This is a genomic window from Billgrantia sp. C5P2, from assembly GCF_051062895.2.
This window is the reverse complement of record NZ_CM128542.1, coordinates 3,968,564-3,994,864: the sequence shown is the minus strand read 5'-3', so window position 1 is coordinate 3,994,864 and position 26,301 is coordinate 3,968,564. Positions and strand designations below refer to the sequence as shown.

Genomic DNA, 26,301 nt, shown 5'->3' with positions numbered 1-26,301 from the left:
CACGGTCATACCGCAGATTAGAAAAGCGAATTGACAGGGAAAGGCGCAGGGTTGATTTGACTCTCGGGCGATAATGCCGGGGCTTGACAAACAAAAAAAGTGGCCCTTTTTCTGGCAATCGCGCTATGCTGTTGACGAACATCCATCCGGCATGGCGCCCTAGTGATAGGCAAGACGACCCATGGAACTTAGAGAATGGCTGATCATTCTGGGGCTGGCCCTGGTGACGCTCATCGTGATCGACGGTGTGCGACGCCTTAAACGTCAGCGCCGAGTGCCCCGCCTGGACCAGGCAGGGGACAATAACAACCAAGGCAATGGCGAGGCAGCGGCCGACGGTGGAGACAACTGGGAGTTGCCCAACGGCGGCGCCCGTGTCGTCAGGCCCGCCAGCTATACCCAGGTGCAAACGAAGCCCAAGCTCGAACGCCAGGAACATCCCGGGCCTTCGCGCGTATTGGCTGGCCTGAAAGGCGGCAGTACCGACACCAGGCCAGTGCCGGGTTCCGATCCCGATGCCGCCGCGGCGACCCGCCCGGTGGCTTCAGCCATGTCGGGAGCAGCGGCCGCGACCGAGCCCGCCAAGGGTGAAGCGAGCATTGCCGCTCGCCCCGCCGGGCCGGATCATGCCGCACGCGTCGAGCCGGAAGTTGCTCTCGAGCGGGAAGTCGTTGCCCACAGGGGCGCCGAAGGATCGCCTGCCGAACCTCCCACGACCGAGCGGCCCATGGCCGAACGGCAGGAGGCGGAGCCGGCCAGTGCTTCCAGCGAATCACGGGTCGAGACCGAAACCGCCAAGGCCACCACCGAACGTCCCGCACCACCTTCACTGGCGCGGGACGAGCACGATGAGCGTCACGAGCCGACCCTTTCTGCCCTCGACGATGAGGAGCCGGTTGCCGAAGCCGCGCGGTTGGCCGCCGACCCCGACGACCACGACCCTCACCACGACGAGGACGAGCGCTATCGGTTGGTCGATCTCGAAGGCATGGGCGATTCGATCAAGAGCGGCTCACGCCGCATGGGCGAGTCGGTTCAGCGGTTCGGGCTTTCCATTCAGCAGCGCATGGCCAAGCGCCGTGAACAGAAGCGCGAAGAGAAGATACGCCGCGAGCAGGTGCGGGCCGAGAAGGCCGCGCTCGATGCCCAGCGTCGCCAGGAGGCCGCCGAGGCTCAGGCCGTCCGGGAGGCCGAGCGCCGTCGTCTGGAAGCCGAGGCCATCGACCAAGCGGATGACGACGATCCCTTGTTCGCACCGCCGCGCCCACGGGCGACAGAGGCCGCGGTCCCGGCGTATGCCGAGCCGGCAGCGTCCGAGTACGCCGAGCCGGCAGCGTCCGACTACGCCGAGCCGGCCGAGCAGGTCAGCGACGATGACGACGTGGTCCGCGCCCATCCGACACTGGCCCGGGCGCTGCGTCACAACGTCAACGCCGAGCGAGCCCGCGACACCCTGAGTCAGGCCGACGAGATCATCGTCATCAGCGTGCTGTCGCGTGAAGAAGCGGGTTTCTCCGGTGAGGCGCTGCTCAACCTGATGCTGGCCTGCGGCTTACGCTACAGCAGCGACATGGGCATCTTCCACCGCTTCGAGACCGAGGACCCCGACAGCGAGTTGCAGTTCTCGATGGTCAACGTGCTCAAGCCGGGTACCTTCCCGATCGAGGCGATGGACGAGTTCCGTACGCCGGGTATCACCCTGTTGATGCCGCTGCCCGGGGCGATGGACACCGCCGCCGCCTTCGAGGCGATGGTCGAGACCGCCATGGTCATCGTGCGCAACCTGGGTGGCGAGCTGAAGGACGAAAACCACAGCGTGATGACTGCGCAGACCGTGGGGTTCGCCCGCCAGCGCGTGCAGGAGTTCGAGCGCCGCAATCGCCTCAATCGCTACCAGGTGAACTGACGCCTGATCGAGTGCCATGCCGCACCCGCCGACAACCCCGTGAGCGATCACGGGGTTGTCGTGTTCAGGGCGGTAGAGAATCCTCTTCGAGACACACAGACGCATGAGCCAGCCCGAACAGAAAACTCTGGATGAAGTCGCCAAGCTGCGTGCCGAGCTCGACGACGCCAACTACCGCTACTACGTGCTCGACGAGCCGCAGCTCACCGATGCCGAGTACGATCGCAAGCTGCGCCGCCTGCAGGAGCTGGAGCAGGCCAATCCCGAGCTGGTGACGCCCGATTCACCGACCCAGCGGGTCGGGGCGCCACCGGATGCCGGCTTCCCCGAGGTCGAGCACGCAGTGCCCATGCTGTCGCTCGACAACGCCCTGAACGAGGGAGAGGTCGAAGCCTTCGTCAAGCGCGTGGCCGAGCGGCTGGAAACCGATGGCGAGACCATCCGCTTCTGCTGCGAGCCCAAGCTCGATGGCGCCGCGGTGTCACTGGTCTACGAGCGGGGGATATTGATCAGTGGCGCGACCCGTGGCGACGGCCGTACCGGCGAGGGCATAACCTCCAACCTGCGCACGCTGCGTTCGATCCCCCTCAAGCTGCGCGGCGACGTGCCCGAGCTGCTCGAGGTGCGCGGCGAGGTGATCATGAGCCACGAGGGTTTCGAGCGGCTCAATGACCGCGCCCGCGAGTCGGGGGGCAAGGTCTTTGCCAACCCGCGCAACGCCGCGGCGGGCAGCCTGCGCCAGCTCGACCCCAGCATCACCGCCACGCGGCCGCTGGAGTTCAGCGCCTACCAGGTGGCACGCATCGAGCCGGACCCGGGTGATGCCAGCCACAGCGAGCTGATGGCGCACCTCAAGACGTTCGGCTTTCGAGCCAGCGCCCAGCTCCAGGTGGTCACGGGCAGCCAGGGAATCATCGACTACTGCCGCGGGCTGGGCGAGCGGCGCGACAGCCTCGGCTACGACATCGACGGCGTGGTGATCAAGGTCGACGACCTGCGCCTTCAGCGCGAGCTGGGCTTCGTCGCCCGGGCGCCACGTTGGGCCATCGCCTTCAAGTTTCCCGCGCAGGAGGAGACCACGCGGCTCAATGACGTCGAGTTCCAGGTCGGCCGCACCGGGGCGATCACACCGGTGGCGCGGCTCGAGCCGGTATCGGTGGCCGGGGTCACCGTCTCCAACGCCAGCCTGCACAACGCCGACGAGATCGCGCGCCTCGGCGTGATGATCGGCGACACCGTGACGATTCGCCGAGCCGGCGACGTCATTCCCCAGGTGGTGCGGGTGCTGGAAGAACAGCGTCCTGCCGACGCTTGCGAGATCGTCTTCCCCAGCCGCTGCCCGGTGTGCGACTCCGAGGTCGAGCGTCTCGAGGGAGAGGTGGTGGCGCGCTGTTCCGGCGGCTTGTACTGCCCTGCCCAGCGCAAGGAGGCACTCAGGTACTTCGCCTCGCGCCGGGCGATGGATATCGATGGCCTGGGCGAGAAGCTCATCGACCAACTGGTCGAGCTCGACTGGGTCAAGACCCCCGCCGACCTGTTCCGACTCGATGCCGAACGGCTCGCATCGCTGCCGCGCATGGCGCAGAAGTCCTCCGAGAAGCTGGTAGCGGCGCTGGAGAAGGCCAAGCAGACGACATTGCCGCGTTTCATCTTTGCGCTGGGTATCCGCGAGGTGGGTGAGGCCACGGCGGCCAACCTGGCGCGCCACTTCGGCACCCTGGATGCGCTGATGGCCGCCGAGCTGGCCGAACTCGAGGCGGTGGAGGACGTCGGCCCGGTGGTGGCTGCCCACGTGCATACCTTCTTCCGCCAGGAGCACAACCGCGAGACCATCGAGGCGCTGCGCGAGCAGGGTGTGACCTGGGCCGAGGAGACGGTAGGCGAGCGCCCCCAGCCGCTGGTCGGCCAGACCTGGGTGCTCACCGGCACGCTGTCGAGCATGACCCGCGACGAAGGCAAGGAGCGCCTGCAGGCGCTGGGCGCCAAGGTGGCCGGCAGCGTATCCAAGAAGACCGCCGCGGTGGTGGCCGGCGAGTCGGCCGGCAGCAAGCTGGCCAAGGCCCAGGAGCTCGGCGTCGAGGTGCTCGACGAAGAGGGCTTCTTGAAGCGCCTCGAAGCCTGGGAAAGCGGTGAAGGCAGTGAAGCGAACAGTGAGGAGGGGCAATGAACGACGGCCGCTTTATCGAGGTGCCCTACCGCATGCTGCCGGCGGAAACGCTCGACGCCCTGCTCGAGACCTTCGTCACCCGCCAGGGCTACGACACCACCGACACCGGCGAGGGCATGCGCGGCTGGGTCGGCCAGCTCAAGCAGCAGCTCGAGCGCGGCGAGTTGCTCATCGCCCACGATCTGCAGACCGAGACCACCGAGGTGATGACGCTGGCCCAGTGGCGCGCCTTCGGCCGTGACCTGGCCGACGACGAGGAGGAGGGCTAGGCAGGTACCGGGTTCAGCGAATCTCCGGCGTAATGCTGCGCTGCACTACCAATGTCCAACGAGGCAGCAGAGGAATGTAACGGGAAATTGATCCAGGTCAGAGGCTGGGAAACCTCATGCGGCAAGAATGAGCTTTCTGATTCTTCCGCTGACGGCGGCTCCTCTAGGGATGGGCTGGCGCCTCACGTCGTGCCTACCGAGTATCGTGATGCTGACCTACGCCCGCGCTTTTCTCGCTTGCCTGCAATCCCTGCAAGGTTTCGTGCTGGTAGCGATCATTTCCGCTTCTCTGACCGTCTTCCTGGGCGTCTCCGTGGTGTCCTCGTTGCTCTACGAAAACATCCTCGCGCGCCAGGCCGAGCAGACCTCCGAGACCCTCGCCCGGCAGAGCTTCAATGCCATGCTGCAGGTGATGCGCCAGGGCTGGACCCGCGAGCAGATGGAAACCTTCATCGAGGAGACGCAGCACGCCCATGAAAGCTCCGGCTACCGCTTCGCGTTCTATCGCGGAGACAGGGTTACGGAGCGCTTCGGGCAGATCGACCAGCCGCCCATGGACATCGTCATCCGTGCCGCCCTGGAGTCGGGCAACGAACGGGTGTGGCTCGAGGATGGCACGGTACGGCGCATCATGCCCCTGGTGGCACGCTCCGAGTGCCTGGCCTGTCACCAGAATGCGGCCACCGGCGATGTGCTCGGCGTGATCGACATCCAGCACGACCTGGCACCGATCAGTCGCGAGATGCGGTACAACTACCTGGCCTTGTTCATCGTCGCCGCCATGGTGATCCTGCTATTGGCGCTGGGCATGTCGAAACTCTTCGCCGGACGGATTCAGGCAACCCTCAAGCAGTTCCGCGAGCGCCTGGAGGCGGTCAATTCCGTCGAGGACTTTCGCAAGCTCGACTTCAGCGATGCCAAGGTGCGCTTCCATGAACTCAACGAAGCTCTGCAGCAGGTCAATGCGTTGGTCGACCGGCTCAGGAACGTGGCGGTGGACAAGGATATCCTCGAGTTCGAGATTCGCCTGCTGAGCAAGTTCATCATCACCTCGGAAGTGGTGCGTGACTGGCGCGAATTCATCAAGGAATTGCTGGCCGACATCAATACCATCATTCAGGCGCATACCCTGGTGACGATTTTCCAGGTGGAGGATGAGGGCTACGAACTGGAGGTGTTCTGGTACCGCGAGGTTGCGCCCGAAACCCGCGCCACCTTCGAGGCGCTGCTGACCCAACTGCTGGAGAACAAGCCAGAGGGGCAGCCGGGGGGAAGCGTACTCAAGGTGCATCACCATACGGTGATGAACGCCGGTGCCGACGAGGCGGTAGCCGACCTCTCGCCGGAGGACATCCGCCTGCAAACCAAGTCGCTGCTGCTCGAGGCGCCCAAGATAGGTGGCATCGTCGGCATCGGCGTACAGTCCGACCTGGCTCAGGATCCCATCCGTCATATCGTCATCGACGGCATTCTCTCGACGCTGCTCAATCTGGTGGGCTCGGTCAAGGCGATCTACAAGTACACTCAGGATCTCGAGTTCTACGCCACTCGCGACCCCCTGACCAACCTGCACAACCAGCGTATCTTCAAGGACATGCTGACCTACGAGGTAGGTCGGGCGGCACGCCACCAGGACCATTTCAGCCTGCTGATGCTCGACCTGGACAACTTCAAGACGGTCAACGACCGCCACGGCCACGCCTTCGGTGATCAGTTCCTCAACGCCGTGGCCGACACCTTGAGCCACTCGGTACGTCCCGGCGATTTCCTGGCCCGTTACGGCGGCGACGAGTTTACCGTGATCCTGCCCGAGACCGAGGAGCAGCAGGCCTATTCGGTGGCGCAGCGCATCGCCAGCAACCTCTCCAGCCAGGTGCTCACCGCGCCCGACGGCAGCACGGTACGGGCGACGACCTCGATCGGCATCGCCAGCTATCCCAACCATGCCACCAACCCTCACGATCTCTTCCTGATGGCCGACAACATGATGTACAAGGCCAAGCGCAAGGGGAAGAACTGCGTGGCCGTGCCGGCGCAGGAGGAGGTGGCGGAAGTCTTCCGTGAAGTCGGCGAAAAGAACCAGATGGTGCTCAGCGCGCTGGAGGAGCAGCGCATAGTGCCCTACTTCCAGCCCATCGCCGATGTGCGCACCGGCAAGGTCAACATCCACGAGTTGCTGATGCGCATTCAGCTAGACGACCACCTGGTGCCGGCCGGCGAATTCATCGATATCGCCGAGAGCATCGGCGTGATTCACAAGATGGACTACCTGCTGATCGAGAAGGCCTTCGCGCAGATCCGCGCGCAGGGCTACGAGGGCATGCTGTTCATCAACCTTTCGCCCAAGTCGCTGATCATCGGTGAGTTCATCGGCCATATTCACCAGCTGGCGATCGACTACGACATCCTGCCGGAGCGCATCGTCTTCGAGCTGACCGAGCGCGAGACGGTGAGCAACCTCAAGCTGCTGGAGAAGTTCGTCCTCGACCTCAAGCTCGAAGGTTTCAATTTCGCCATCGACGACTTTGGCTCGGGTTACTCCTCGTTCCGCTACCTCAAGCAATTTCCCATCGACGTAATCAAGATCGAGGGCGAGTTCATCCGCAACATGCTCAACGACGAGAAGTACATGGCCTTCGTCAAGAGCATCGTCACTCTGGCCCAGAGCCTCGGGGTCAGCACCATCGCCGAGTTCATCGAGGACGAGGAGGTGCTCGAAGTCGTGAAGGGGCTGGGCATCGACTTCGGCCAGGGCTACCACCTGGGCCGGCCGGGGCCACGCTTCGTCAACCACCGCCAGCAGCTTCTCGTCGAAAGGTAGCGCCGAGGAGGATAGCTACTTGCCCTGAACCAGGTCGCGAACGATACGTCGGCCCGGATGCAGGTGATCTACCAGCGGCCACTCAAGCGGCAGCGGTTCGTCGCAGATGCGCGAGGCGATCAGTTCGGCGCACAGCGGCGCGCTGGCCATGCCGCGGGAGCCATGGGCGGCACTGATCCAAAGGCCGGTATGGTGGCGTCCGGCGATGGCTGGCACCCGGGTGGCGTCCTTGGCCAGCACGGCATAGTCCTCGCGCCAGGCCTCGACGTCGGGCACCGGGCCGCAATAGGGCGACTTGTCCGGGCTCGCCGCGCGCACACCCACGCGAGCGGTGAGCCGCTGGGGCGACAAGTCGGCGCCGGCCTGGCGTAGCGCCGCCACGAAATGGGGCAGGCCGCGCTCGAGCTCCGCGAGGTTAGCGGCGTGGTCGGCCTCGCGCTCGGCCATGTCGGTGTCGCCGGGGCCGAAGGTGGCGCCGAAATTGAGCATCCCATCCGCCGCTGGTGGTACATAGCCGCCGGCGCAAATCACGCGGCCCAGCGCGGGAGCCTCTTCGGGCAGTGTCAGCTGGCTGACCTGGCCGCGCACCGGCTGCAGGGGCAGCGCCGAGGTTTGGTCGAATCCGGCCGCCTCGCTGGCGGCGGCGACCACCACCTGGTCGGCGTCGATACGCTCACCATTGGCCAGGGTCAGCGTCCAGCCCGAGTCGGAACCATGCAGTGCCGTCACTTCGCCACGGCGAAAGTCGACGCCCGGTGTCCTGGCGAGACGCACGCACAGCTCCAGCGGCCTGATCCAGGCGGCTTCGGGATAGTCGAGTGCCGTGGCGTCGATAAGAATGCCGGCAGCGTCGCTGGCCGCGTCGGCATCGAGCCCACGCACCACGCTCTCCGGCAAGGGATGATTGGTCAGGAAGCGGGCCTGGCGCGTTCGTTCCTTCTCGTTCAGGGCCAGTTGCAGCACGCCGCTGGGCCGCCACAGCGACTGCCCGGGGTCGAGCTGCTCCAACCAACGTCGGCTGTAGAGCAGGCCGGACAGGTAAGCGCGGCTCTGCAAGTTGGTCTCGACCGCCAGCTTGACGTAGAGCGCCCCCTGCAGGTGGGTGGTGCCCAGCTCTGCCCGGTCGAAGCGGTCGATCAGCGTCACTGCAACGCCGCGCCGGGCCAGGGCGGCTGCGGTACTGGCGCCGGCGATGCCGGCCCCGATCACCGCCACGTGGCGCGGCGGCCGTGCCGGCGGCGGGCTGAACCAGGGCGTCTGCTCTCGGCGTGTGTCGGCCGGTGGCGAGGCGATCTCGCCGGCGAGCATTTCGCGCTTGCGCCCGAAGCCCGGCACCTTGCGCCAGGCGAAGCCGGCCTCAGCCAGCCCTCGCTTGACCACACCGGCACAGGTAAAGGTGGCGAAAGTCGCTCCCGGCCGCGAGCGGGCCGCCATGGCAACGAACAGCTCGGCGCGCCACATCTCCGGGTTCTTGGCCGGGGCGAAGCCGTCGAGGAACCAGGCGTCCACCTGGCCTTCGAGCAGCGCCAGGCGCTCGGCGGCATCGCCGAAGTGCAGGTCCAGCGTGACCCGGTCGTCGAGCCACAGCCGATGCACCCCGGCCACCGGTGGGGGCCATTGACACAGCAGCCGCTCGGCACGCGGGGCCAGGTCCGGCCAGGCGGCAAGCGCCCGGGCGAGATCTTCCCGGCGCAGAGGATAACGCTCGGTGGAAACCAGGTGCAGCCGCGCCTCGGCCGGAGCGTGTGCATCGAAACAGGCCCAGGCGCAGAGCATATTGAGCCCGGTGCCGAAGCCGGTCTCGCCGATCACGAAGGGGCGCCTGGCCGTCCAGGCGGCGAAGCGCCGGGGCAGCGCGTTGCCTTGCACAAAGACATGTTCGGTTTCGGCCCGGCCGTCGTGGCGCGAGAAATAGACGTCGTCGAAGCGCGTCGAGCGCGGGGCACTCTCGCCGGTGTCGTCGCACTGCCAGTCGAGGCGAGCGGACTCGAGCCCGGCCAGCGGCGGAAGGGTGGGGTGGGGCAGGGGCAAGGTGTGGCTCCAAGACCAAGGCTGCTCAAAAACTGATCGATGGCTCCACGGCAGCGTGGCATGGCGCATCGAGCAAGCCATCCGCGGCGTTTCAACAGTGTTATCCACAGAAGCTGTGAGCAAAACCCCTGTGGATAATCGGCCGCGCCGGGAGGGGATCCTAGGGCAATACTTTCTTGAACGGCTTCACGGTCGCCTTGGCGTAGACGCCGGCGATCATGTAGGGATCGGCGTCGGCCCAAGCCTGGGCGGTGTCGAGGCTGTCGAACTCGGCGACCACCAGGCTGCCGCTGAAGCCGGCATCGCCGGGGTTCTCGGCATCCACCGCGGGATGCGGGCCGGCCAGCACCAGGCGGCCTTCGTCACGCAGTTTCTCCAGGCGGGCCAGGTGATCGGGGCGGGCGGCCAGGCGGCGTTCCAGGCTGTTCTTCACGTCTTCACTGATGATTGCGTACAACATCGCAGCGTTCCTCGAGCAAGCGCGGTGTTACCGCGGACTCCAACCGTGCGTTGACCGACCGCCGTCGGGCGCGCACCATTGGGCCACCATTTTGACAAAGTTGCCTGCCTGCGTCATGCCACAGCCCTCCCTGCCCGAGCATTTTACCGGCGATACCACCCCCCTTGGGGTCGACCTGCACATGCACTCCACCGCTTCGGACGGCGCCATGGCACCCGCCGAGGTCGTTGCGCTGTGTGCCGAGCGCGGCGTGACGCTGATGGCGCTGACCGATCACGACACCGTGGCCGGCGTGGCCGAGGCCAGCGAGGCGGCTAAGCGCCTGGGCGTGCGCCTGCTGCCGGCGGCGGAGCTCTCGACCCGCTGGCAGGGCATCGGCATCCATGTGGTGGGGCTGTTGCCGCAGGGCGCGCGCGGTGCGCTCGACGAAGGCCTCGAGGCCCAGGCCCGGGCGCGCAAGGCGCGCTCCGTGGTCATCGCCGAGCGCATGGAAAAGATCGGGCTCGACGACGCCCTGGCCAAGGCTCGCGAGCAGGCCGGGCCCTATCGCCCGCTGGGCCGTCCGGATTTCGCCCGAGCGCTGGTGGCGGCGGGGCTGGTACCCGACATGGCCACGGCGTTTCGCAAGCACCTCGGCAGCGGCAAGGCGGGCGACGTCAAGGCGCACTGGCCGGAGCTGGCCGAGGTGGTGGGTTGGGTGGTCGAAGCGGGCGGCGTGGCTGTGCTGGCGCATCCGCTGCGCTATGGGCTGACCCGGCGCAAGCGGGGACAACTGCTGGACGACTTCGCCGCGGCCGGCGGCCAGGCCGTCGAGCTAGTCAGCGGCTTCCAGAACGCCGATGTCACACGCGATCTGGCCCGCCAACTGACCGAGCGCGAGCTTTACGGCTCGCTCGGCAGCGACTTCCATTTTCCCGGCGGCCACCTGGCCCCGGGCAGCATGAGCCCGCCCCCCCGCACCGCTGTTGCTCCGGTCTGGACCCATCCGCGGCTGGCCGGCTTCGTCGCGGCCGCCACGAGCGCGCTATAGTGGGCAGCGAGAATTCGAAACGTCAGGAAAATGACCCCATGAGCCAATTCTTCCAGATCCATCCGGAAAACCCGCAGAAGCGCCTGATCGACCAGGCGGTGCAGATCGTCCGCGAGGGTGGCGTGATCGCCTACCCTACCGATTCCGGCTATGCCCTGGGCTGCCATCTGGGGGACAAGAAGGCGATCGAGAAGATCAAGCGGCTGCGTTCGCTGGACGACAAGCACAACTTCACCCTGGTGTGCTCCGACCTCTCCGACATCGGCACCTACGCCAAGGTCGACAACAGCGTATTCCGCCTGCTCAAGGCCAATACGCCGGGCGCCTACACCTTCATCCTCAATGCCACTTCCGAGGTGCCGCGCCTGCTGCTGCATCCCAAGCGGCGCTCCATCGGCATGCGCGTGCCCGACCACCGCATCACCCTGGCACTGCTCGAGGCCCTGGGCGAGCCGTTGATGAGCGTGACGTTGATTCCGGTGGGCGAGGCGTTGCCGATGACCGACCCGGAAGAGATCCGCGAGCGCTACGGCGCCCACCTGGACCTGATCATCGATGGTGGCGCCTGCCACCTGGAGCCCACCAGCGTAATCGACCTGCGCGAGCTGCCGCCGACCATCGTGCGCGAGGGGCGCGGCGACCTGGCGCCGTTCCGCGAGTGAGCTTGGCAAAGCGTGCCTTCACTGCGGCCGGTCACTCCGGCGGCCCGTAGCGGCCGAGTTCGGCTTGGCGCGGGTCAGGCAAAGTCTCGTCGAGCCAAGTGCCGCACAGCAAGCAGTAGCGAGCGCGTCGCTCATGACGATCGTTGCCACAGCCGGGGCAGGCCTCGTCCGAGTAGCGCTCCTCGCGAATGGCGCGGATCACCTGGGCCGAGAAGACCCCGGTCGGTACGGCAATGATCGAATAGCCAATCAGCATCAGCATGACCGTGATCGCCTTGCCCAGCGGGGTCATCGGCACGATGTCGCCATAGCCTACCGTGGTCAAGCTGACGATGGCCCAGTAGATCGACATCGGGATGCTGGTGAAGCCGGCTTCGGGCGACTCGATCGTGTACATCACCGCGGCGAAGATGGTTACCAGCACGAAAATGCCGAAGAAGAACAGAATGATCTGATGTGTGCTGCGCCTGAGCGCATCCAGCAACAGACGGCTTTCGCCGACGAACTGCATCAGGCGCAATACGCGGAAGATGCGCATGACCCTCAGTAGGCGCACGATCACCAGCGTTTCCAGGTTGCCGGGCAGGATCAGCATCAGCCAGGTGGGCAGCACGGCGAGTACGTCGACTACGCCATAGAAGCTGCGCAAGTAGCGCCAAGGCTTTTCCAGGCAGTAGATACGCAGGGCCAGCTCGATGGTGAATATCAGCGTGAAGCCCCACTCCAGCCAGTAGAACCAGTTCCCAAAGGCGGCATCCCAGGCGGCCACGCTTTCCAGCAGTACCACCGCCACACTGGCCAGGATCAACACGATCAGGGCGATATCGAAACTTTTTGCCAGCGGTGTATCGGATTCGAAGATGATCTGGAACAGGCGGGTGCGCAACCCCTTGTTTGCGGGTCGATCCGGTTCGCTCATCGCCAAACTCCCTGTAGCGCTTTGCACATTTTTTTTGCTCGCTTTGTTTTGCAACGTTGGCTCACACCGCCAGGCGGTGCGCCAGCTTCAACGCCGTGCGGCCGAAATCCACGCCGAGCCAGTCGCGTTGCTGAAGCATGGCGGCGAGCCGTCCGGCCTCATCGTGGCCGTTTTCGGCAAGTACCTGCAGGGCTTCCCTGGCCGTTGCCCTCCAGCCATCGTCGCCGGTATCGGACAGGGCATCCAGGGCCAGGATGGCGCGATGCAGCCGCTCGCTTTCATCGAGCCCTTCCGGCAGTTTCCAGTGATCGTTGAGCAGGGCGCTGCCACGGGCGGCCTTGCTGGCATCGGCGGGGCGCAGAGGGACCGTTTCGGCAAAGGCCAGCGCCAGGCTCCACAGTGCCTGCGGGTCGCCGTCCTTGAGCTCCAGCTCCAGTTCGCAGATCGGCACGCGCCGGCCGGCGGCGCGAATCTCGCCCTGGTCAAGCGCCACCTCGACGGTGGCCTCGGCCAGTTCCAGGCGCCACAGGCGGCGCTCGAAGTCGGTGGTGAAGCGCGGCTCGAGCCGCGCCAGCACGTTCTCGCCCAGCGCGGCCATGGGGGCCAGTTCGGCGAGCCCTGCGCGGTCGAGGCTGCCGCCCGCCACCGGCCACTCCCATTCGCGCCGGTGGCTGTAGCCACCACCGCCTTCGCCGCTGGTCTTGAGGGTCTGCACCCAGCTGTCGTCGCGGCGGCGCAGGCGCAGTGCCATGCGCGCGGCTTCCAGCTCACCCTCGGGCGTATCATAGTAGGTGTTCGCCAGGCGCTGGGCGCCATGCACTCCCCCGCGCAGTAGCGGATGCTGCAGCAGGTGTTCAGGCCCCGTTTCGCCCAGCGCCAGTTTCATCTCGATCTCGTGGCTCATGTCTCTTCCCGCTGCTCCCGGTCTTTCGCCTGAAGGGCCCCGCACCCGGGCATATGAATATTTCCATGACGTGACAGGGTGCCATTCTTTATACTGATGCCGCCATTTCACAAGCGCATCTTACGCCATGGTCAAATCCAACCCCTTTTCAGCGATGTTCGGCCGTTCGCCGTTCCAGCCGCTGCTGGCGCACATCGCCAAGTCCAACGAGTGTGCCGACCAGTTGCTGCCTTTCTTCGAGGCCACGCTTGCCGGCGACTGGGACGAGGCCGTCAGGATTCGCGAGATCGTCACGCAACTCGAACACGACGCCGACAGCCTCAAGACCGAGCTTCGCCTCAACCTGCCCAATACCCTGTTCCTGCCTGTCTCCCGTACCGATCTGCTCGACCTGATCAGCGTGCAGGACAAGATCGCCAACAAGGTGCGCGACATCACCGGGATCATGCTCGGCCGCCGCATGCAGGTGCCCGCGGAACTGGCCCAGCCCATGCGCGACTACATGCAGACCTCCGTGGCCTGTGTCGCCCAGGCGCGCCAGGCGTTGGAGGAACTCCAGGACCTGCTCGAATCGGGCTTCGGCCGTCATGTTTCCGACGTGATGCAGAACCTGATTCGCGAATTGCACATTCTCGAACAGCAGGCCGACCACCAGCAGATCGACATTCGGCGCCGGCTCTTCGACCTGGAAGACCAGCTCAAGCCGGTGGATGTGGTCTTTCTCTACAAGATCATCGACTGGGTCGGCGAACTCTCCGATCGCGCCGAGCGCGTCGGCAGCCGTCTCCAGATTCTCACTGCCCGGTAGGACATCGCCGCCCGGCATGGCCGGGGGATGTTCTTTCAACCTGACAGCCACATAGGACCAACCTCCCTATGTCGATCATTGCAGAGCACGCGAATACCTTCATCATCCTGGCCTGCCTCTTCGGCTTCTTCATGGCCTGGGGCGTCGGTGCCAACGATGTCGCCAACGCCATGGGCACCTCGGTCGGCTCCAAGGCAATCACCATCAAGCAGGCGATCATTATCGCGGTGATCTTCGAGTTTCTTGGTGCCTGGCTCGCCGGCGGCGAGGTCACCGAGACCATTCGCAAGGGCATCATCGATCCGGCCGCGTTACAGAATGACCCCCAACTGCTGGTCTACGGCATGCTGGCGTCGCTGCTGGCTGCCGGCACCTGGCTGCTGATCGCCTCGATGAAGGGCTGGCCGGTATCGACCACCCACTCCATCGTCGGCGCCATCGTCGGCTTCGCCCTGGCGGGGCTGGGCATCGATGCCGTGGGCTGGCCCAAGGTCGGCCAGATCGCCGCTAGCTGGGTGGTGTCGCCGCTGCTGGCAGGCACCATCGCCTTTACCCTGTTCAAGTCGGTCCAGCACCTGATTTTCGAGGCTGACGATCCCTTCGTCGCGGCCAAGCGCTACGTGCCTTTCTATATCCTGCTGGTCGGCTTTGCCATCTGCATGGTGACCCTGACCAAGGGGTTCAAGCACATTGGCCTGGACATGGGCTTCGGCACCAACCTGCTACTGTCGGCCCTGTTCGGCCTTGGCATGATGGCGCTGGGCGGCTGGATGGAGAGGCGCGTGCAGGCCGGCAGCCGTCAGTCCGATCACTTCGGTTTCACCGGGGTGGAGCGTGTGTTCGGCGTACTGATGATCTTCACCGCCTGCGCCATGGCCTTCGCCCACGGTTCCAATGACGTGGCCAACGCCGTTGGCCCGCTGGCGGCGGTGATCAGTGTCGTCCAGCACGGCGGAGCCATCGAAGGTTCGGCACTGGTGCCCTGGTGGGTGCTGATATTGGGCGGTGGCGGCATCGTGGTGGGCCTTGTCACCTACGGCCACAAGGTCATCGCCACGGTCGGCACCGGCATCACCGAGCTGACCCCGAGCCGCGGCTTCGCCGCCACCCTGGCCGCCGCGCTCACCGTGGTGCTCGCTTCCGGTACCGGCCTGCCGATCTCCACCACCCATACACTGGTGGGTGCGGTACTCGGCGTGGGCCTGGCGCGCGGCATGGCGGCACTCAACTTGCGCGTGATCGGTACCATCGCCATGTCCTGGCTGATCACCCTGCCGGCCGGTGCGGGTCTGGCGATCATGTTCTTCTTCCTGTTCAAGGCAATCTTCGGTTAAGCAAGCCACGGTGAAATCCGTGCGTTGCCCCGCCAGAGAGCCATAGCGGCGGCACCTTGATGGTGCCGCCGTTTTCGTCGCTCTGATATAGTCGAATTCGATACACCTTTCTCTCACCTGCTGCCGGAGAGCGGCCTTGGACACTCGTTTCCCCTTCGTCGACTGGTTCCGCAATTCCTCCCCCTATATCAATGCGCATCGGGGCCGAACCTTCGTGATCCTGATCGAGGGCGAGGCCATGGCGCGAGGACGAGGCGAGCAACTGATCCAGGACCTGGCGCTGCTGCATACCCTTGGCGTGCGGCTGGTGGTGGCATTCGGCATTCGCCCCCAGGTGGAGCATGCCCTGGCCGAGGCGGGCATCGTGCCGCAGCGCCACGAAGGCCGCTGGGTCGCCGATGAGGCGATCATGGCCTGTGTCGAGCGGGTGGCCGCCGAGCAGCGACTGTGGCTCGAGGCGCGGCTGTCGCTGGGGTTGCCCAACACGCCGCTGCACGGAGTGGAACTCACCGCGGTGTCCGGCAATCTGGTCATGGCCAAGCCGCTGGGCGTACGAGAAGGCGTCGACTACGACCACAGCGGCGAGGTGCGCCGGGTACGGGTCTCGGCCGTGCAGGGGTTGCTCGACCGCGGATCACTGGTGCTGTTGCCACCGCTGGGCTTTTCCAGTACCGGGGAGGTCTTCGATCTGGACGCCGCTGAGGTGGCCCAACATGCGGCAACGGCGCTGGCCGCCGACAAGCTGATTCTGCTGGGCGAGGCCGCCGGGCTCTATGACGAGAACGGCGCCATGCAGCGTCAACTCACGCCCGACGAAGCCGAGCCGCTACTGCGCCATGCCGACCCGGGCAGCGAGCAGGCGCGCCATATCGGCGCCGCCTGTGCCGCCGCACGACTCGGCGTGGCCCGCACGCACCTGCTTTCGTGGCACGACCACGACGCCCTGCTGGGCGAGCTGTTCACCCGCGATGGCGTGGGTACCATGATTACCCGGCATCGCTACGAGCAATTGCGACCGGCCGAACTCGGCGACATCGGCGGCCTGCTGGAGTTGCTGGAGCCGCTGGAGCGGCGCGGCATGCTGGTGCCGCGTTCGCGCGAGCGCCTGGAGTATGAGATCGACGACTACCTGGTGATCGAGCGCGACGGCATGATCATCGGCTGCGCGGCGTTGCATCGCTTCGCCGAAGCCGACATGGGCGAGCTGGCCTGCGTGGCAATTCACGTCGACTACCGCGGCGGCGCGCGCGGCTCGCTGCTGCTCTCGGGAATCGAGCAGCGCGCGAAGCGGCTTGGGCTTGCCTCGCTGTTCGTGCTGACTACCCACACGGCGCATTGGTTCGTCGAACACGGCTTTCGTCCTGCGGACATCGAATCGCTGCCCACGCTACGGCGCGACACCTACAACCACGCGCGCAAGTCGAAGATTCTCGTCAAGCCTCTCTCATGAGGCCGCCTGTAGCCTCCCGCCCCCTACGTCGGGGCCCGGCCGCCGCTCGGTAGCGTATTCCGAGCGGCGGCTGTCGCTTTGGGGCAACGCCAGCAAAAGGTTTGTCTCCAAAAGGCTACAAGCTAACTGGTTGTTTTATAAAGATCGATGCGGGTGCGCTAAAAAGGGTGTCGCCAATCGGTGACGAAAAGCGCCCATGTCACACGCTCTTTGCTCAAGTTTCACCTGCGGCTTGCCGCATGCCACTTTTATTGTTCTTTTAATGTATTGTTTTTTAAGGATTATAAAGATTATTGGCATGCAAATGGCAATATACTTGTCGAGCAACGAAGAAGTGATTCAAACGGCTCGAATCACTTCAGATCGTCGAGAAGCTCGGGGAACACCACCCCCCCATGCCCTGTGCGACCCGGGCAGCCCGACGATCAGCGTTTGCTCCGCGATGTGTAACTTAGGTTGCGATGAGACGGGTACCGCCGACAGGCAAGGAAAGGTACCAGAAGGGCAAGGATGCCCCGGCAAGGATGCCTCATCCCCCTCGGGGGATCGAATTACGGGCCAGCGCTAGTGAACTTCACATAGCGGTGGCGCCAAGGAAACGAAGCGGGGCGTTCGCCGCCCGCCCGTACCGACGGCTCCTGGTGGCAAAAGAGTCGGTAACGGTGCTTCGGGGCCTTCGGGCCCACTGAAAGTATGGGACATGGCTCGACCAGGCGAACGATGCCCATATTTTCAACCCCTTCAGTTCCCTGCGTATTGGGCCGGCTTTTGCCGGCCTCTTTTTTTTCCAGGTAACGGGGCAGTAGCCGAGCGTGGAACTCTGTTATCCTTCAGGAATGTACCATGATGGTCCCTTATCCTCTCCTGAATAGAACATTGGTCATGACCAAACGGGTCTCGCGCCGCTGGCGTCCACGCTCATTGCTGCAGCTCGTGCTGTTGGCGTTCCTGGTAGTGATGCTGCCGTTGGGAATCCTGATGTACCAGGCCGGTCAGGCCTTGTCCGAATTGTCGCGCCTGGCGGATGTCAGTGCTCGCCAGGCGGTGGAAGAGAGCCGCCGTGCCCGGGTGCTGAGCAATCTGGCCGTCGAGATGGAGCGCAGCGCGCGCCAGTATGCAGTGCTTGAGCAGGAAAGCCTGCTCGAGCTCTATGCCGAGCGCCACGGCGAATTCCAGGAACTACTGGAACGGCAACGCCGCTTCCTGCCCGAAGACGACCCCGATGTGGTGGCACTGGAAGAACAGCTTCTTTTACTCTCGCAGTTGCCGGAACTCGAGGCCGATGCGCTGGAGGTCTGGCTGTCCCTGTTTGTGCCGTTCGCCGAACATACCGAGGCGATGCGTCGCTCCACCAATCGTCAGATCGATGCCAGCATCGAGATGATCAGTGCGAGAGCGGAAGCCGTGCAGTCGCGGCTATGGCTGCAGACCACGGCGCTGGTGTCCGCCAGCCTTGTGCTCATGCTGTTGTTCAGTTGGCTGATCATTCGTCCGGTGCGCCAACTCGAGCGCCGAATCCTGAGCATTGGCAGCGGCGTGGAAACCAACGACCGCGACACCATCCAGGGCCCCGCCGAACTAGTGCAGCTCGGCGACCGGCTCGACTGGCTGTCGACCCGTCTCAGCGACCTCGAGGCCCAGAAGCAGCAGTTCCTGCGCCATATGTCGCATGAGCTCAAGACGCCGCTCGCCAGTGTGCGTGAGGGCTCGGCACTGCTGGCCGACGGCGTGGCCGGCGAGATGACGTCTCGCCAGCGCGAGATCCTGTCGTTGATCGATACCAGTGGTCGTGAACTGCAGCGGCTCATCGAACAGCTGCTCGACTACAACCTGCTGCAGCATAACCAGCGTATTACCCTCGAGCGGGTGGACCTGGCCACGCTGGTCAAGGCCACCCTGGCCAAGCATCGGCTGGCACTGGAGCACAAGGGCATGCAGATAACCGCCTTCGATGGTCCGCTGGAGTGGGTGGTGGACCGTACCGCCATGGAGCGCATACTCGACAACCTGGTGTCCAATGCCATCGCCTATGGCGAGGATGGCGGCGACCTGATGATTCGCGCGCATGCCGGGCGGGATCACCTGATTCTCGACGTGGCCAACAGTGGTGAGCCGATTGCCGAGCATGACCGCCCGCGGCTGTTCGAACCCTTCTATCAGGGACGTTCGCGCCGCAAGGGGCCGCTCAAGGGTTCGGGTATCGGGCTCTCGGTGGCGGCCGACTGCGCGCGCATCCAGAGCGGCGCCCTGGCGCTGGTAGACGATCGTGAATTCGATGTGTGTTTCCGCCTGACGTTGCCGTATCAGGCGGTTCCCCTGAGCAAGGAAAATAATAAGATAGAGCCCCTTGAATTGGGCCTTAACGCAAGGAGCGAGGAGCGATGGAGGTGAGAGTAAACAGCTGTGCAAGAAAGGCCTTTTATGCCGGTGGACTAGCCCTGCTAATGAGTGGCTGCCAATACCTGCCCGAGAACGCCATGCTCGGCACGGAGCCGGAAGAAGCCCCGCAGTCGGTCGCCTGCCGCGCAGCGGAACCGACGTTCGAGAACGAAGCCTGCCTGCTGCCCAGTTGGGTGGCGTACGGCCTGGCGTCGCAGCGCGGTGATAGCGACTGGCGCAGCAAGACGCTCAATGAGCTGGATAGCGCCTACGACCGAAGCGAAGCCGAACGGGAGCTGGCGCGTGCCGTCGCGCTCTCCTGGGGCAACGAGCGGGAATGGCGGCAGGCGGCGGAACTCTACCAGCAGCATACGCATGCCGCGCCGGCCGACTTGCAGCCATTGCTGCTCTACTGGCGCAACGAACTGGAAGGGCGGCGCTCCCTGGCCAATCAGAGCACGAACGTACGCGCTCAGGTGGCCACCCTGCAGCGGGAGAAGGCCGAGCTTTCCGAAAAGCTCGAAGCACTGACCGCCATCGAGCAGAACATGAACCTGAGACAACAGTCGCCCTGAGGGGCGATCGGGCAACACGGGAGAAGACGTCATGGAAGCGGCTCGATTGACCGACACACGCAAGAATGAGGCTCGTAGGCCGGCGGCGGCACGCACGTCGGGTGCGAAGGCAGGCAGCGCCCACGTTCTGCTGGTCGACGACGACGCTAGCCTGCTACGTCTGCTCGGCATGCGCCTGGAAAGCCGCGGCTACCGGGTGACTACCGCCGAGAGCGGTTCCGAGGCGCTGCGCAGGCTGGAAGCCGAGCGCCCCGACATCGTGCTCTCCGACCTGCGCATGGACGAGATGGATGGTCTCGCCCTGTTCCAGGCGATCCAGCGCGAGGTGCCGGGGCTGCCGGTCATCATCCTGACCGCCCACGGCTCCATTCCCGATGCCGTGAACGCCACCCAGCAGGGGGTGTTCAGCTTCCTCACCAAGCCAGTGGATCGCGACGAACTGTTCAAAGCCATCGACGAGGCGCTGGCCCACATGCCTACCGGCGGCAGCGGTGAGGACAGCGATGCCTGGCGGGCCAGCATCATCACCCGTAGCCCCGAGCTGGAGCGGGTGCTGGAGCAGGCTCGCATGGTGGCCTCGTCGGACGTCAGCGTGTTGATCACCGGCCCCTCCGGTTCGGGCAAGGAGCTATTGGCGCGTGCCATTCACGATGCCAGCCCGCGCGCCAACAACCCGTTCGTGGCGATCAACTGTGGCGCTCTGCCCGAGCAACTGCTGGAAAGCGAACTGTTCGGCCACGCCAAGGGCGCCTTCACCGGTGCCGTCAGCGACCATAAGGGCCTGTTCCAGGCCGCCGAAGGCGGCACCCTGTTCCTCGATGAGATCGGTGACATGCCGTTGCCGCTGCAGGTCAAGCTGCTGCGTGCGCTGCAGGAACGCCAGATTCGTCCGCTGGGCTCGACCCAATCGATCCCGGTCAACGTGCGCATTCTCTCCGCCACCCATCGCGATCTCAGCCAGGCGATGCATCAGGGCGAGTTCCGCGAGGACTTCTTCTACCGCCTCAACGTGGTCAACCTCAAGCTGCCGGCGCTGAAGGACCGCGCCGAGGACGTGCCGCTGTTGGCGCGCCATCTGGTGGCCCAGGCCGCGGCGCGCCACAAGCCGTTCGTCAAGGGGTTCTCGCCGGAAGCGCTCAACCTGCTGGCTACCAGCGCCTGGCCCGGCAACGTACGCCAACTGGTCAACGTGGTGGAGCAGTGCGTGGCGCTGACCCGCTCGCCGATGATTCCCGAGGCCCTGGTGGCCCAGGCCCTGGCGGCGGAAGACAGCGCGCTGCCGACCTTCAACGACGCCCGCGCTGGCTTCGAGCGCAGCTACCTGGTCAAGGTGCTCAAGATCACCGAGGGCAACGTGACCCAGGCGGCGCGTATCGCCGGGCGCAATCGCACCGACTTCTACAAGCTGCTCAGCCGTCACGAGCTGGAGCCGAGCACCTTCAAGCCCGAGTGATGCCAGCCCGGCTTTTCTATCAGAGCGCCTGCAACAGGCGCTCTTTTCATTTCAGGCGCCGCTTGACCTCTACCTTCAGTTTTCCTTCACCCAGCCGGGCGGTCAGCGCCTGGCCGGGTCGGGTGTCGGCCGCGCGCCGTATCACCTTGCCTTCGTCATCCTGCAGGATGGCGTAGCCGCGCCCCAGCACCGCCAGCGGGCTTACGGCCTGGAGCTGCCGTGCCAGGCCGGCCAGGCGCTCACGTTGGCGTGCCACGTCGCGTTGCATGGCCTGTTCGAGCCGGGTCCGGGCGCGTGCCAGCCGCTCCTGGGCCTGCTCGACGCCGCGCTGCGGGTGGCAAGCGCCCATTCGCCGTTGCAGGTGCTCCAACTGCCGGCGCTCGGCGACGAACCGGGCGCGCATGGCACGCTGCAGACGGGCTTCCAGCTCGCCCAGGGTACGGCGCTGGCGGGTCAGTACCTCACCGGGGTGGCGCAGCCGGGCGCGCAGGTGATCGAGCCGCTGGCCCTCGCGTTCGAGCCGGGCCTGGGTACAGCGCACGAGCTGGCGCTCCAGGCCGACCAGGCGGCGCTGCAGGTCGCGGCTGTCCGGCACCAGCATCTCGGCGGCGGCGGAGGGGGTCGGCGCACGCTGATCGGCGGCCAGGTCCGAGAGGGTGATATCGACTTCGTGACCCACCGCCGACATCACCGGCAGACGCGAATGGAAAATCGCCCGCGCCAGGTGCTCGTCGTTGAAGGCCCACAGATCCTCCAGACTGCCGCCGCCTCGAGTGATAAGGATCACGTCGCGGTTCGGGTCCAGTGCCTGCTGGCGGTTGAGCAGCCCAAGCGCGGCGATCAGTGCCGGTGCCGCCTCGCGGCCCTGCACCGGCACGGCGATCAGGGTGACCCGGGCCAGCGGCCAGCGCGCCTTGAGCACCGCCAGCACGTCGCGTATCGCCGCGCCGGTGGGCGAAGTCAGCACCAGCAGGTGGCGGGGCGGGCAGGGCAGGGGGCGCGCATTGGCGAACACGCCCTCGACGGAGAGCCGCTGCTTGAGCCGTTCCAGTGCCAGCAGCAGCTCGCCTTCGCCGGCGGGCTGTACCGCTTCGGCAATCAGTTGGTAGTCGCCGCGCGGCTCGAACAGCGACACCCGCCCACGTACTCGCACCCGATCACCGTCGCGCATGGGCGCCGCCACGAAGCGGGCGCGGGTGCGAAACAGCGCACAGCGCAGCTGTGCCGAGGCATCCTTGAGCGTGAAATAGACATGCCCCGAGGCTGGCCGCGATACACCGGAAAGCTCGCCTTCGACCCACACCTCGCCGATGCCCGATTCGAGCAGCTGGCGGGCGCGGCGGTTCACTTCGCTGACGGAGAGCGCGCTATCGTTAGGCTGGGACATGGAGCAGCGATTCCTGGGCCACGGCTAAAGTCATCAAGGCTAGCATGGAGGCATCGCTCTGGCACGAGGAGCGGAAACGAAAAAAGCGCCGGGGAGGACCCGGCGCCAAAGTGTCATGGGGAGGGACACTTCAAAGTGGGCGTTTAATCGAAATCGTCTTCGACATCGTCATCGGTGAACTCGCCGCCGTCACCAACGGCGCCAGTGCCGGCGGTGCCGGTGGTCTGCCACACGCCTTCACGCTCGCCGCGCTCATCGAGGCGACGGTTACGCTCATCGTCGAACCACTTCTCGTTATACTCGGGGAAGTTCTCGAGCTCGTCCTCGCTGGCGTCGACCATGATGCGATGAGTGACGTCATCATCGTCGCGCTCGGTTTCCATGCTGAAGTGCTCGATACCGACGACCACTTCGTCGCCGCCGATACCCCACAGGCCGCCCGCGTTCACTATCACGGCGCTGACCTTGCCTTCCTCATCGAGCAGGAGGTTCTCGACGCTGCCGACTTCCTCATCGGCGTCATCGACGTGGTAGACATCGGCGCCGATGATGTCATCTGCCGAGTAGAGGCCTTGGGCCGCCTTGGCATCGTCTTCCTGCGCTACAGCGTGGGTGCCAAAGGCCAGGCTACCGGTTACGGCTGCAATTGCGATGGTCATTAAGCGCTTCTGCATGATCGTTCTCCTTTCCTTGGTTCCGGATCTTGCTTTACTTCGATAGGCACTCACTAAAGGTTTCGTGCCCATTCGTCGGCCTGGCGCTCCGCTTCTTCACGCTCCAGGCCATAACGTTGCTGGAGCTTGCCGATCAGCTGCTCCCGCTTGCCACCAATCTGGTCGAGTTCGTCGTCGGTGAACTCGCCCCAGCTTGAGCGGGCCTTGCCCATGTACTCTTTCCATTTGCCTTCGATCTGGTCCCAGTTCATCTCGTCACTCCTTTCCTTGAGTCGACCGTTCCGTGATTGGACCCGTCGTGTTGCTTCTTAAAGCTAGATCAACCGACTGCCGCTGTAAGTCAAAGTCGGTTTCGGACTGTTTCGAAGAGTAATTAGGAGAGCCCGGCCAAAGGCAGGCCGCTAGTCAAGCCAGAAGGCGTCGGAAGGCGCGCAGCATGAGCGGCATCAGGAGCATCAAGGCCGTGATGCGCAGCAGATGGTGAGATGTCACGAAAGCAGGGTCGATACCGAGAGAAAGGGCAACCAGACTCAGCTCCGGGGCGCCACCGGGCATGTTGGCCAGGAGCGCAGCCGCCATGGAGTACCCGGTCACCACATGGATGCTCCAGGCCGCCGCGACCGCAATCAGCAACAGCACCGCTGCTTGGAGTGTCGCCATCCACAGGTTGAAGGCCACTGCGGTTAGCGGCGTTCCGCCGAAGCGGATACCCACCGATACCCCGATGATGACCTGGGCGATGGCCAACACCGAGGGTGGGACAACGGCGTGGGTCAGGCCGGTGAGATGAAGCGCCGCCGACAGCAGCGCGGGGCCGAACAGAAAGGCATTGGGCAAGCGCAGCAGGCGCCCCAGGCCGATGCCGGCCACACCTGAGCCCAACAGCCAGGCAATATCGAGGGGGGAGGGAAGCCACAGCCAAGAGGCGGAGTCGGCGGGGTGCATGCCGAGCTCGACATGACCCAGCACGTCAAGCAGAGGGGGTATCGACAACAGCAGGATCAGAATGCGGGTGGCGTGGGTCAGGCCGACGATACGCAGGTCCGCACCCGACTCCATGGCCATGGCGGTAACCGCCGAAACACCGCCGGGAATGCCGGCGTACAGGGAGGTTTCGACGGAGTAACCGGCCACTCGATGCGCGAACCAGAAGGAGAAAGCCCACATCACGGACGTGGCGAGCAGCATCATGCCGAGGCTGATCATCCACGACGAGGCGTCGCCGGCCATATCGGGGGAGAAGGCCGAGCCCAGCATGACGCCGATCACCGCCAGCACGGCCTTGCGCGCCGACCCCGGGCCGCGCAGCTGCATCCCGGCCAGGCTGGGCAGGGTCGTGGCCAGCATGGCGCCCAGCAGCCAGGGCAGCGGCAGGCCGGCCCAGTAAGCGAGGCTGCCGCCGAGCAGGCCCAGCAGCAGAGTGGGGAGAAAAGCGCGCAGGGTGTCGAATCGGGTTCGCTTCGAGAGGAGCAATGGCGGTATCCGCATCAGGATATCAATAAATCAGCAAAGGGCATCGCCGGGGCTGGGCCCCGGCCTGGCTCAGGCGCGTCCCAGGCGCGCCTTCAACAGCCTGGGCAGCAGCCACGGCAGCACCAGCAGCGCCGCGGCAGCGATCCACAAGCCGAGCGAGATGCCCGAGCGCCACAGGATCTCCACCTCGCCGCCGCTGATCGACAGGGCACGGCGCAGGTTCTGCTCCATCAGCCCGCCCAGCACGTAGCCGAGGATCACCGGTGCCAGCGAGAAACCCAGCTTGCGCAGCAGATAGCCGAACACGCCGATGATCAGCATCAGGTAGATGGCAGTGAGGTCGGAATGTAGCTGGTAGACGCCGACGAATGCCAGGATGGCGATACCCGGTACCAGCACCCAGCGCGGGATGGTCAGCACCCGGGCGAACACCCCGGCGAGCGGCAGGTTGAGTGCCAGCAGCACCAGGTTACCGATGTACAGCGAAGCGATCAGGCCGCCGGCGACTTCCGGGCGTTCGCTGAACATCATCGGCCCCGGGGTGATGTTGTAGAGCATCAGCGCGCCGAGCAGCACGGCGGTGGTACCGGAACCGGGTATGCCCAGGGTCAGCATCGGCACGAACGAGCCCGCCGCCGCCGCATTGTTGGCCGACTCCGGTGCCGCCAGGCCACGCATGTCGCCGTTGCCGAAGGTGCCTTCCTTGTCGGAGAGCCGCTTCTCGGTGGTGTAGGACACCGCGCCGGCCACCGAGGCCCCGGTACCGGGCAGCACGCCGATGATGAAGCCGATCAGCCCCGAACGCAGCATCGCACCCTTGCAGAAGAGCACCTCCTTGAGGGTGACGAATACCCGCCCCAGCGGGGGAATATCGCCGCCGGAATCCTTGCGGTTGGCATGTTCGAGCATCAGCAGGATCTCGCTGATGGCGAACAGCCCGATGATCATCACCACGAAGTCGATGCCGTCGTAGAGTTCGGCCATGCCGAAGGTGTAGCGCAGCACCCCGGTACCCGAGTCGACACCGACGGTGCCGATCAGCACGCCCAGCACCGCGCCGATGGCGGTCTTGATCGGGTCCTTGCCCATCATTACCGACATCGAGGCGAAGGCGAATACCATCAGGGCGAAGAACTCGGCGGGGCCGAACATCACCGCGACTTCCGCCAGCAGCGGGGCGAACAGCGTCAGGCCGAGAATGGCGATGGTCGCGCCGACGAAGGAACTGACCGCCGACAGACCCAGCGCCGGGCCGGCGAGCCCCTGCTTGGCCAGCGGGTGGCCGTCGAGGGTGGTCATGACCGCGCCGGCGTCGCCGGGCACGTTGAGCAGAATGCTCGACATGCGCCCGCCATATTCGGCCCCGGTGTAGATGCCGGCAAGCAGGATCAGCGCCGACTCGGCCGGCAGGCCCAGGGTGTAGGCCAGCGGCATCAGGATGGCGATGCCGTTGATCGGGCCGATGCCGGGCAGGGCGCCGAACAGCGTGCCGAGCAGGGCGCCGAGGAAGGCCAGCCCAAGATTCAGCGGGCTCAGCGCAACGCCGAAGCCCTGGATCAGGAAATCGAACATGAGGGCGTTCCTCTAAACATGATGTCG

21 protein-coding genes are annotated in these 26,301 nt (G+C 65.3%); 12 read left to right on the top strand and 9 right to left on the bottom strand.

Translation table 11 applies throughout. The annotated features are described in order from the left end of the window. The first annotated feature begins 181 nt into the window (after window positions 1-181). From zipA to ACRWQA_RS18515, 4 genes are all read left to right on the top strand, one after another. Window positions 182-1,906, top strand: a complete 1,725-nt coding sequence (gene zipA / locus ACRWQA_RS18530) for a cell division protein ZipA (protein WP_434227897.1) — start codon at window positions 182-184, stop codon at window positions 1,904-1,906. Window positions 1,907-2,009: 103 nt separating this feature from the next. Beyond that, the gene (ligA, locus tag ACRWQA_RS18525) at window positions 2,010-4,073 is read left to right on the top strand and encodes an NAD-dependent DNA ligase LigA (protein ID WP_434227899.1); all 2,064 of its coding nucleotides are present in this window, start codon (window positions 2,010-2,012) and stop codon (window positions 4,071-4,073) included. After that, complete coding sequence (locus ACRWQA_RS18520) at window positions 4,070-4,342, top strand: YheU family protein (protein WP_263582435.1); 273 nt, start codon at window positions 4,070-4,072, stop codon at window positions 4,340-4,342. Before ligA ends, ACRWQA_RS18520 begins: the two co-directional genes overlap by 4 nt. A gap of 127 nt (window positions 4,343-4,469) precedes the next feature. After that, window positions 4,470-7,163, top strand: a complete 2,694-nt coding sequence (locus ACRWQA_RS18515; RefSeq protein ID WP_446326212.1) for a putative bifunctional diguanylate cyclase/phosphodiesterase — start codon at window positions 4,470-4,472, stop codon at window positions 7,161-7,163. Between the two features lie 15 nt (window positions 7,164-7,178). Here the strand turns inward: ACRWQA_RS18515 and mnmC are convergent, their stop codons facing one another. Further along, on the bottom strand, window positions 7,179-9,194 hold the full coding sequence (mnmC, locus tag ACRWQA_RS18510; RefSeq protein WP_434227902.1) for a bifunctional tRNA (5-methylaminomethyl-2-thiouridine)(34)-methyltransferase MnmC2/FAD-dependent 5-carboxymethylaminomethyl-2-thiouridine(34) oxidoreductase MnmC1: 2,016 nt from the start codon (window positions 9,192-9,194) through the stop codon (window positions 7,179-7,181). Between the two features lie 160 nt (window positions 9,195-9,354). After that, on the bottom strand, window positions 9,355-9,654 hold the full coding sequence (locus tag ACRWQA_RS18505) for a YciI family protein (RefSeq protein ID WP_209476081.1): 300 nt from the start codon (window positions 9,652-9,654) through the stop codon (window positions 9,355-9,357). 115 nt (window positions 9,655-9,769) lie between these two features. On the opposite strand from ACRWQA_RS18505, the gene ACRWQA_RS18500 reads away from it, so the two are divergent. After that, complete coding sequence (locus ACRWQA_RS18500) at window positions 9,770-10,684, top strand: PHP domain-containing protein (RefSeq protein ID WP_263582438.1); 915 nt, start codon at window positions 9,770-9,772, stop codon at window positions 10,682-10,684. 38 nt (window positions 10,685-10,722) lie between these two features. Next, window positions 10,723-11,346, top strand: a complete 624-nt coding sequence (locus ACRWQA_RS18495; protein WP_263582439.1) for an L-threonylcarbamoyladenylate synthase — start codon at window positions 10,723-10,725, stop codon at window positions 11,344-11,346. 31 nt (window positions 11,347-11,377) lie between these two features. Here ACRWQA_RS18495 and ACRWQA_RS18490 read toward each other — a convergent pair whose 3' ends face one another. Both ACRWQA_RS18490 and ACRWQA_RS18485 read right to left on the bottom strand, forming a co-directional pair. After that, window positions 11,378-12,265, bottom strand: a complete 888-nt coding sequence (locus ACRWQA_RS18490; RefSeq protein ID WP_263582440.1) for an ion transporter — start codon at window positions 12,263-12,265, stop codon at window positions 11,378-11,380. Between the two features lie 61 nt (window positions 12,266-12,326). Next, window positions 12,327-13,169, bottom strand: coding sequence for a CYTH domain-containing protein (locus ACRWQA_RS18485; RefSeq protein ID WP_434227905.1), 843 nt, complete (start codon window positions 13,167-13,169; stop codon window positions 12,327-12,329). 127 nt (window positions 13,170-13,296) lie between these two features. On the opposite strand from ACRWQA_RS18485, the gene ACRWQA_RS18480 reads away from it, so the two are divergent. The 6 genes from ACRWQA_RS18480 (at window position 13,297) to glrR (ending at window position 21,168) form a co-directional block, all read left to right on the top strand. After that, window positions 13,297-13,977 (top strand): TIGR00153 family protein, encoded by a 681-nt coding sequence (locus ACRWQA_RS18480; RefSeq protein WP_434227906.1) that lies wholly within the window; start codon window positions 13,297-13,299, stop codon window positions 13,975-13,977. 68 nt (window positions 13,978-14,045) lie between these two features. After that, window positions 14,046-15,311: an inorganic phosphate transporter gene (locus ACRWQA_RS18475; protein WP_434227908.1), complete on the top strand. Its 1,266-nt coding sequence runs from the start codon at window positions 14,046-14,048 to the stop codon at window positions 15,309-15,311. Between the two features lie 136 nt (window positions 15,312-15,447). Then, window positions 15,448-16,761, top strand: coding sequence for an amino-acid N-acetyltransferase (argA, locus tag ACRWQA_RS18470; protein ID WP_434227909.1), 1,314 nt, complete (start codon window positions 15,448-15,450; stop codon window positions 16,759-16,761). 882 nt (window positions 16,762-17,643) lie between these two features. Next, window positions 17,644-19,152, top strand: coding sequence for a sensor histidine kinase (locus ACRWQA_RS18465; protein WP_434227911.1), 1,509 nt, complete (start codon window positions 17,644-17,646; stop codon window positions 19,150-19,152). A 53-nt stretch (window positions 19,153-19,205) separates the two neighbouring features. Beyond that, window positions 19,206-19,715 carry a hypothetical protein gene (locus ACRWQA_RS18460; protein ID WP_434227913.1) on the top strand — a complete coding sequence of 170 codons (510 nt, stop codon included), beginning with the start codon at window positions 19,206-19,208 and terminating at the stop codon, window positions 19,713-19,715. A gap of 169 nt (window positions 19,716-19,884) precedes the next feature. Then, complete coding sequence (gene glrR, locus ACRWQA_RS18455; RefSeq protein WP_263583913.1) at window positions 19,885-21,168, top strand: two-component system response regulator GlrR; 1,284 nt, start codon at window positions 19,885-19,887, stop codon at window positions 21,166-21,168. A gap of 46 nt (window positions 21,169-21,214) precedes the next feature. Here the strand turns inward: glrR and xseA are convergent, their stop codons facing one another. The 5 genes from xseA to ACRWQA_RS18430 form a co-directional block, all read right to left on the bottom strand. Then, window positions 21,215-22,555 (bottom strand): exodeoxyribonuclease VII large subunit, encoded by a 1,341-nt coding sequence (gene xseA, locus ACRWQA_RS18450; protein ID WP_434227914.1) that lies wholly within the window; start codon window positions 22,553-22,555, stop codon window positions 21,215-21,217. Between the two features lie 143 nt (window positions 22,556-22,698). Beyond that, a complete protein-coding gene (locus ACRWQA_RS18445; RefSeq protein WP_263582448.1) occupies window positions 22,699-23,229 on the bottom strand; it encodes a PRC-barrel domain-containing protein in 531 nt (176 codons plus the stop codon). A 53-nt stretch (window positions 23,230-23,282) separates the two neighbouring features. Next, window positions 23,283-23,480 carry a CsbD family protein gene (locus tag ACRWQA_RS18440; protein ID WP_263582449.1) on the bottom strand — a complete coding sequence of 66 codons (198 nt, stop codon included), beginning with the start codon at window positions 23,478-23,480 and terminating at the stop codon, window positions 23,283-23,285. A gap of 154 nt (window positions 23,481-23,634) precedes the next feature. Beyond that, entirely contained in the window at window positions 23,635-24,702 is a 1,068-nt protein-coding gene (locus ACRWQA_RS18435; protein WP_434227916.1) for an AbrB family transcriptional regulator, read from the bottom strand. 69 nt (window positions 24,703-24,771) lie between these two features. Beyond that, complete coding sequence (locus ACRWQA_RS18430) at window positions 24,772-26,274, bottom strand: tripartite tricarboxylate transporter permease (RefSeq protein ID WP_434227918.1); 1,503 nt, start codon at window positions 26,272-26,274, stop codon at window positions 24,772-24,774. Window positions 26,275-26,301: the final 27 nt, after the last annotated feature.

Bases quoted from the DNA above. Each gene is read 5' to 3' on its own strand.
- zipA (WP_434227897.1), top strand. From the start codon at position 182: ATGGAACTTAGAGAATGGCTGATCATTCTGGGGCTGGCCCTGGTGACG.
- ligA (WP_434227899.1), top strand. From the start codon at position 2,010: ATGAGCCAGCCCGAACAGAAAACTCTGGATGAAGTCGCCAAGCTGCGT.
- ACRWQA_RS18520 (WP_263582435.1), top strand. From the start codon at position 4,070: ATGAACGACGGCCGCTTTATCGAGGTGCCCTACCGCATGCTGCCGGCG.
- ACRWQA_RS18515 (WP_446326212.1), top strand. From the start codon at position 4,470: ATGAGCTTTCTGATTCTTCCGCTGACGGCGGCTCCTCTAGGGATGGGC.
- ACRWQA_RS18505 (WP_209476081.1), bottom strand. From the start codon at position 9,654: ATGTTGTACGCAATCATCAGTGAAGACGTGAAGAACAGCCTGGAACGC.
- ACRWQA_RS18500 (WP_263582438.1), top strand. From the start codon at position 9,770: ATGCCACAGCCCTCCCTGCCCGAGCATTTTACCGGCGATACCACCCCC.
- ACRWQA_RS18495 (WP_263582439.1), top strand. From the start codon at position 10,723: ATGAGCCAATTCTTCCAGATCCATCCGGAAAACCCGCAGAAGCGCCTG.
- ACRWQA_RS18490 (WP_263582440.1), bottom strand. From the start codon at position 12,265: ATGAGCGAACCGGATCGACCCGCAAACAAGGGGTTGCGCACCCGCCTG.
- ACRWQA_RS18485 (WP_434227905.1), bottom strand. From the start codon at position 13,169: ATGAGCCACGAGATCGAGATGAAACTGGCGCTGGGCGAAACGGGGCCT.
- ACRWQA_RS18480 (WP_434227906.1), top strand. From the start codon at position 13,297: ATGGTCAAATCCAACCCCTTTTCAGCGATGTTCGGCCGTTCGCCGTTC.
- ACRWQA_RS18475 (WP_434227908.1), top strand. From the start codon at position 14,046: ATGTCGATCATTGCAGAGCACGCGAATACCTTCATCATCCTGGCCTGC.
- ACRWQA_RS18465 (WP_434227911.1), top strand. From the start codon at position 17,644: ATGACCAAACGGGTCTCGCGCCGCTGGCGTCCACGCTCATTGCTGCAG.
- ACRWQA_RS18460 (WP_434227913.1), top strand. From the start codon at position 19,206: ATGAGTGGCTGCCAATACCTGCCCGAGAACGCCATGCTCGGCACGGAG.
- glrR (WP_263583913.1), top strand. From the start codon at position 19,885: ATGCGCCTGGAAAGCCGCGGCTACCGGGTGACTACCGCCGAGAGCGGT.
- xseA (WP_434227914.1), bottom strand. From the start codon at position 22,555: ATGTCCCAGCCTAACGATAGCGCGCTCTCCGTCAGCGAAGTGAACCGC.
- ACRWQA_RS18445 (WP_263582448.1), bottom strand. From the start codon at position 23,229: ATGCAGAAGCGCTTAATGACCATCGCAATTGCAGCCGTAACCGGTAGC.
- ACRWQA_RS18440 (WP_263582449.1), bottom strand. From the start codon at position 23,480: ATGAACTGGGACCAGATCGAAGGCAAATGGAAAGAGTACATGGGCAAG.
- ACRWQA_RS18430 (WP_434227918.1), bottom strand. From the start codon at position 26,274: ATGTTCGATTTCCTGATCCAGGGCTTCGGCGTTGCGCTGAGCCCGCTG.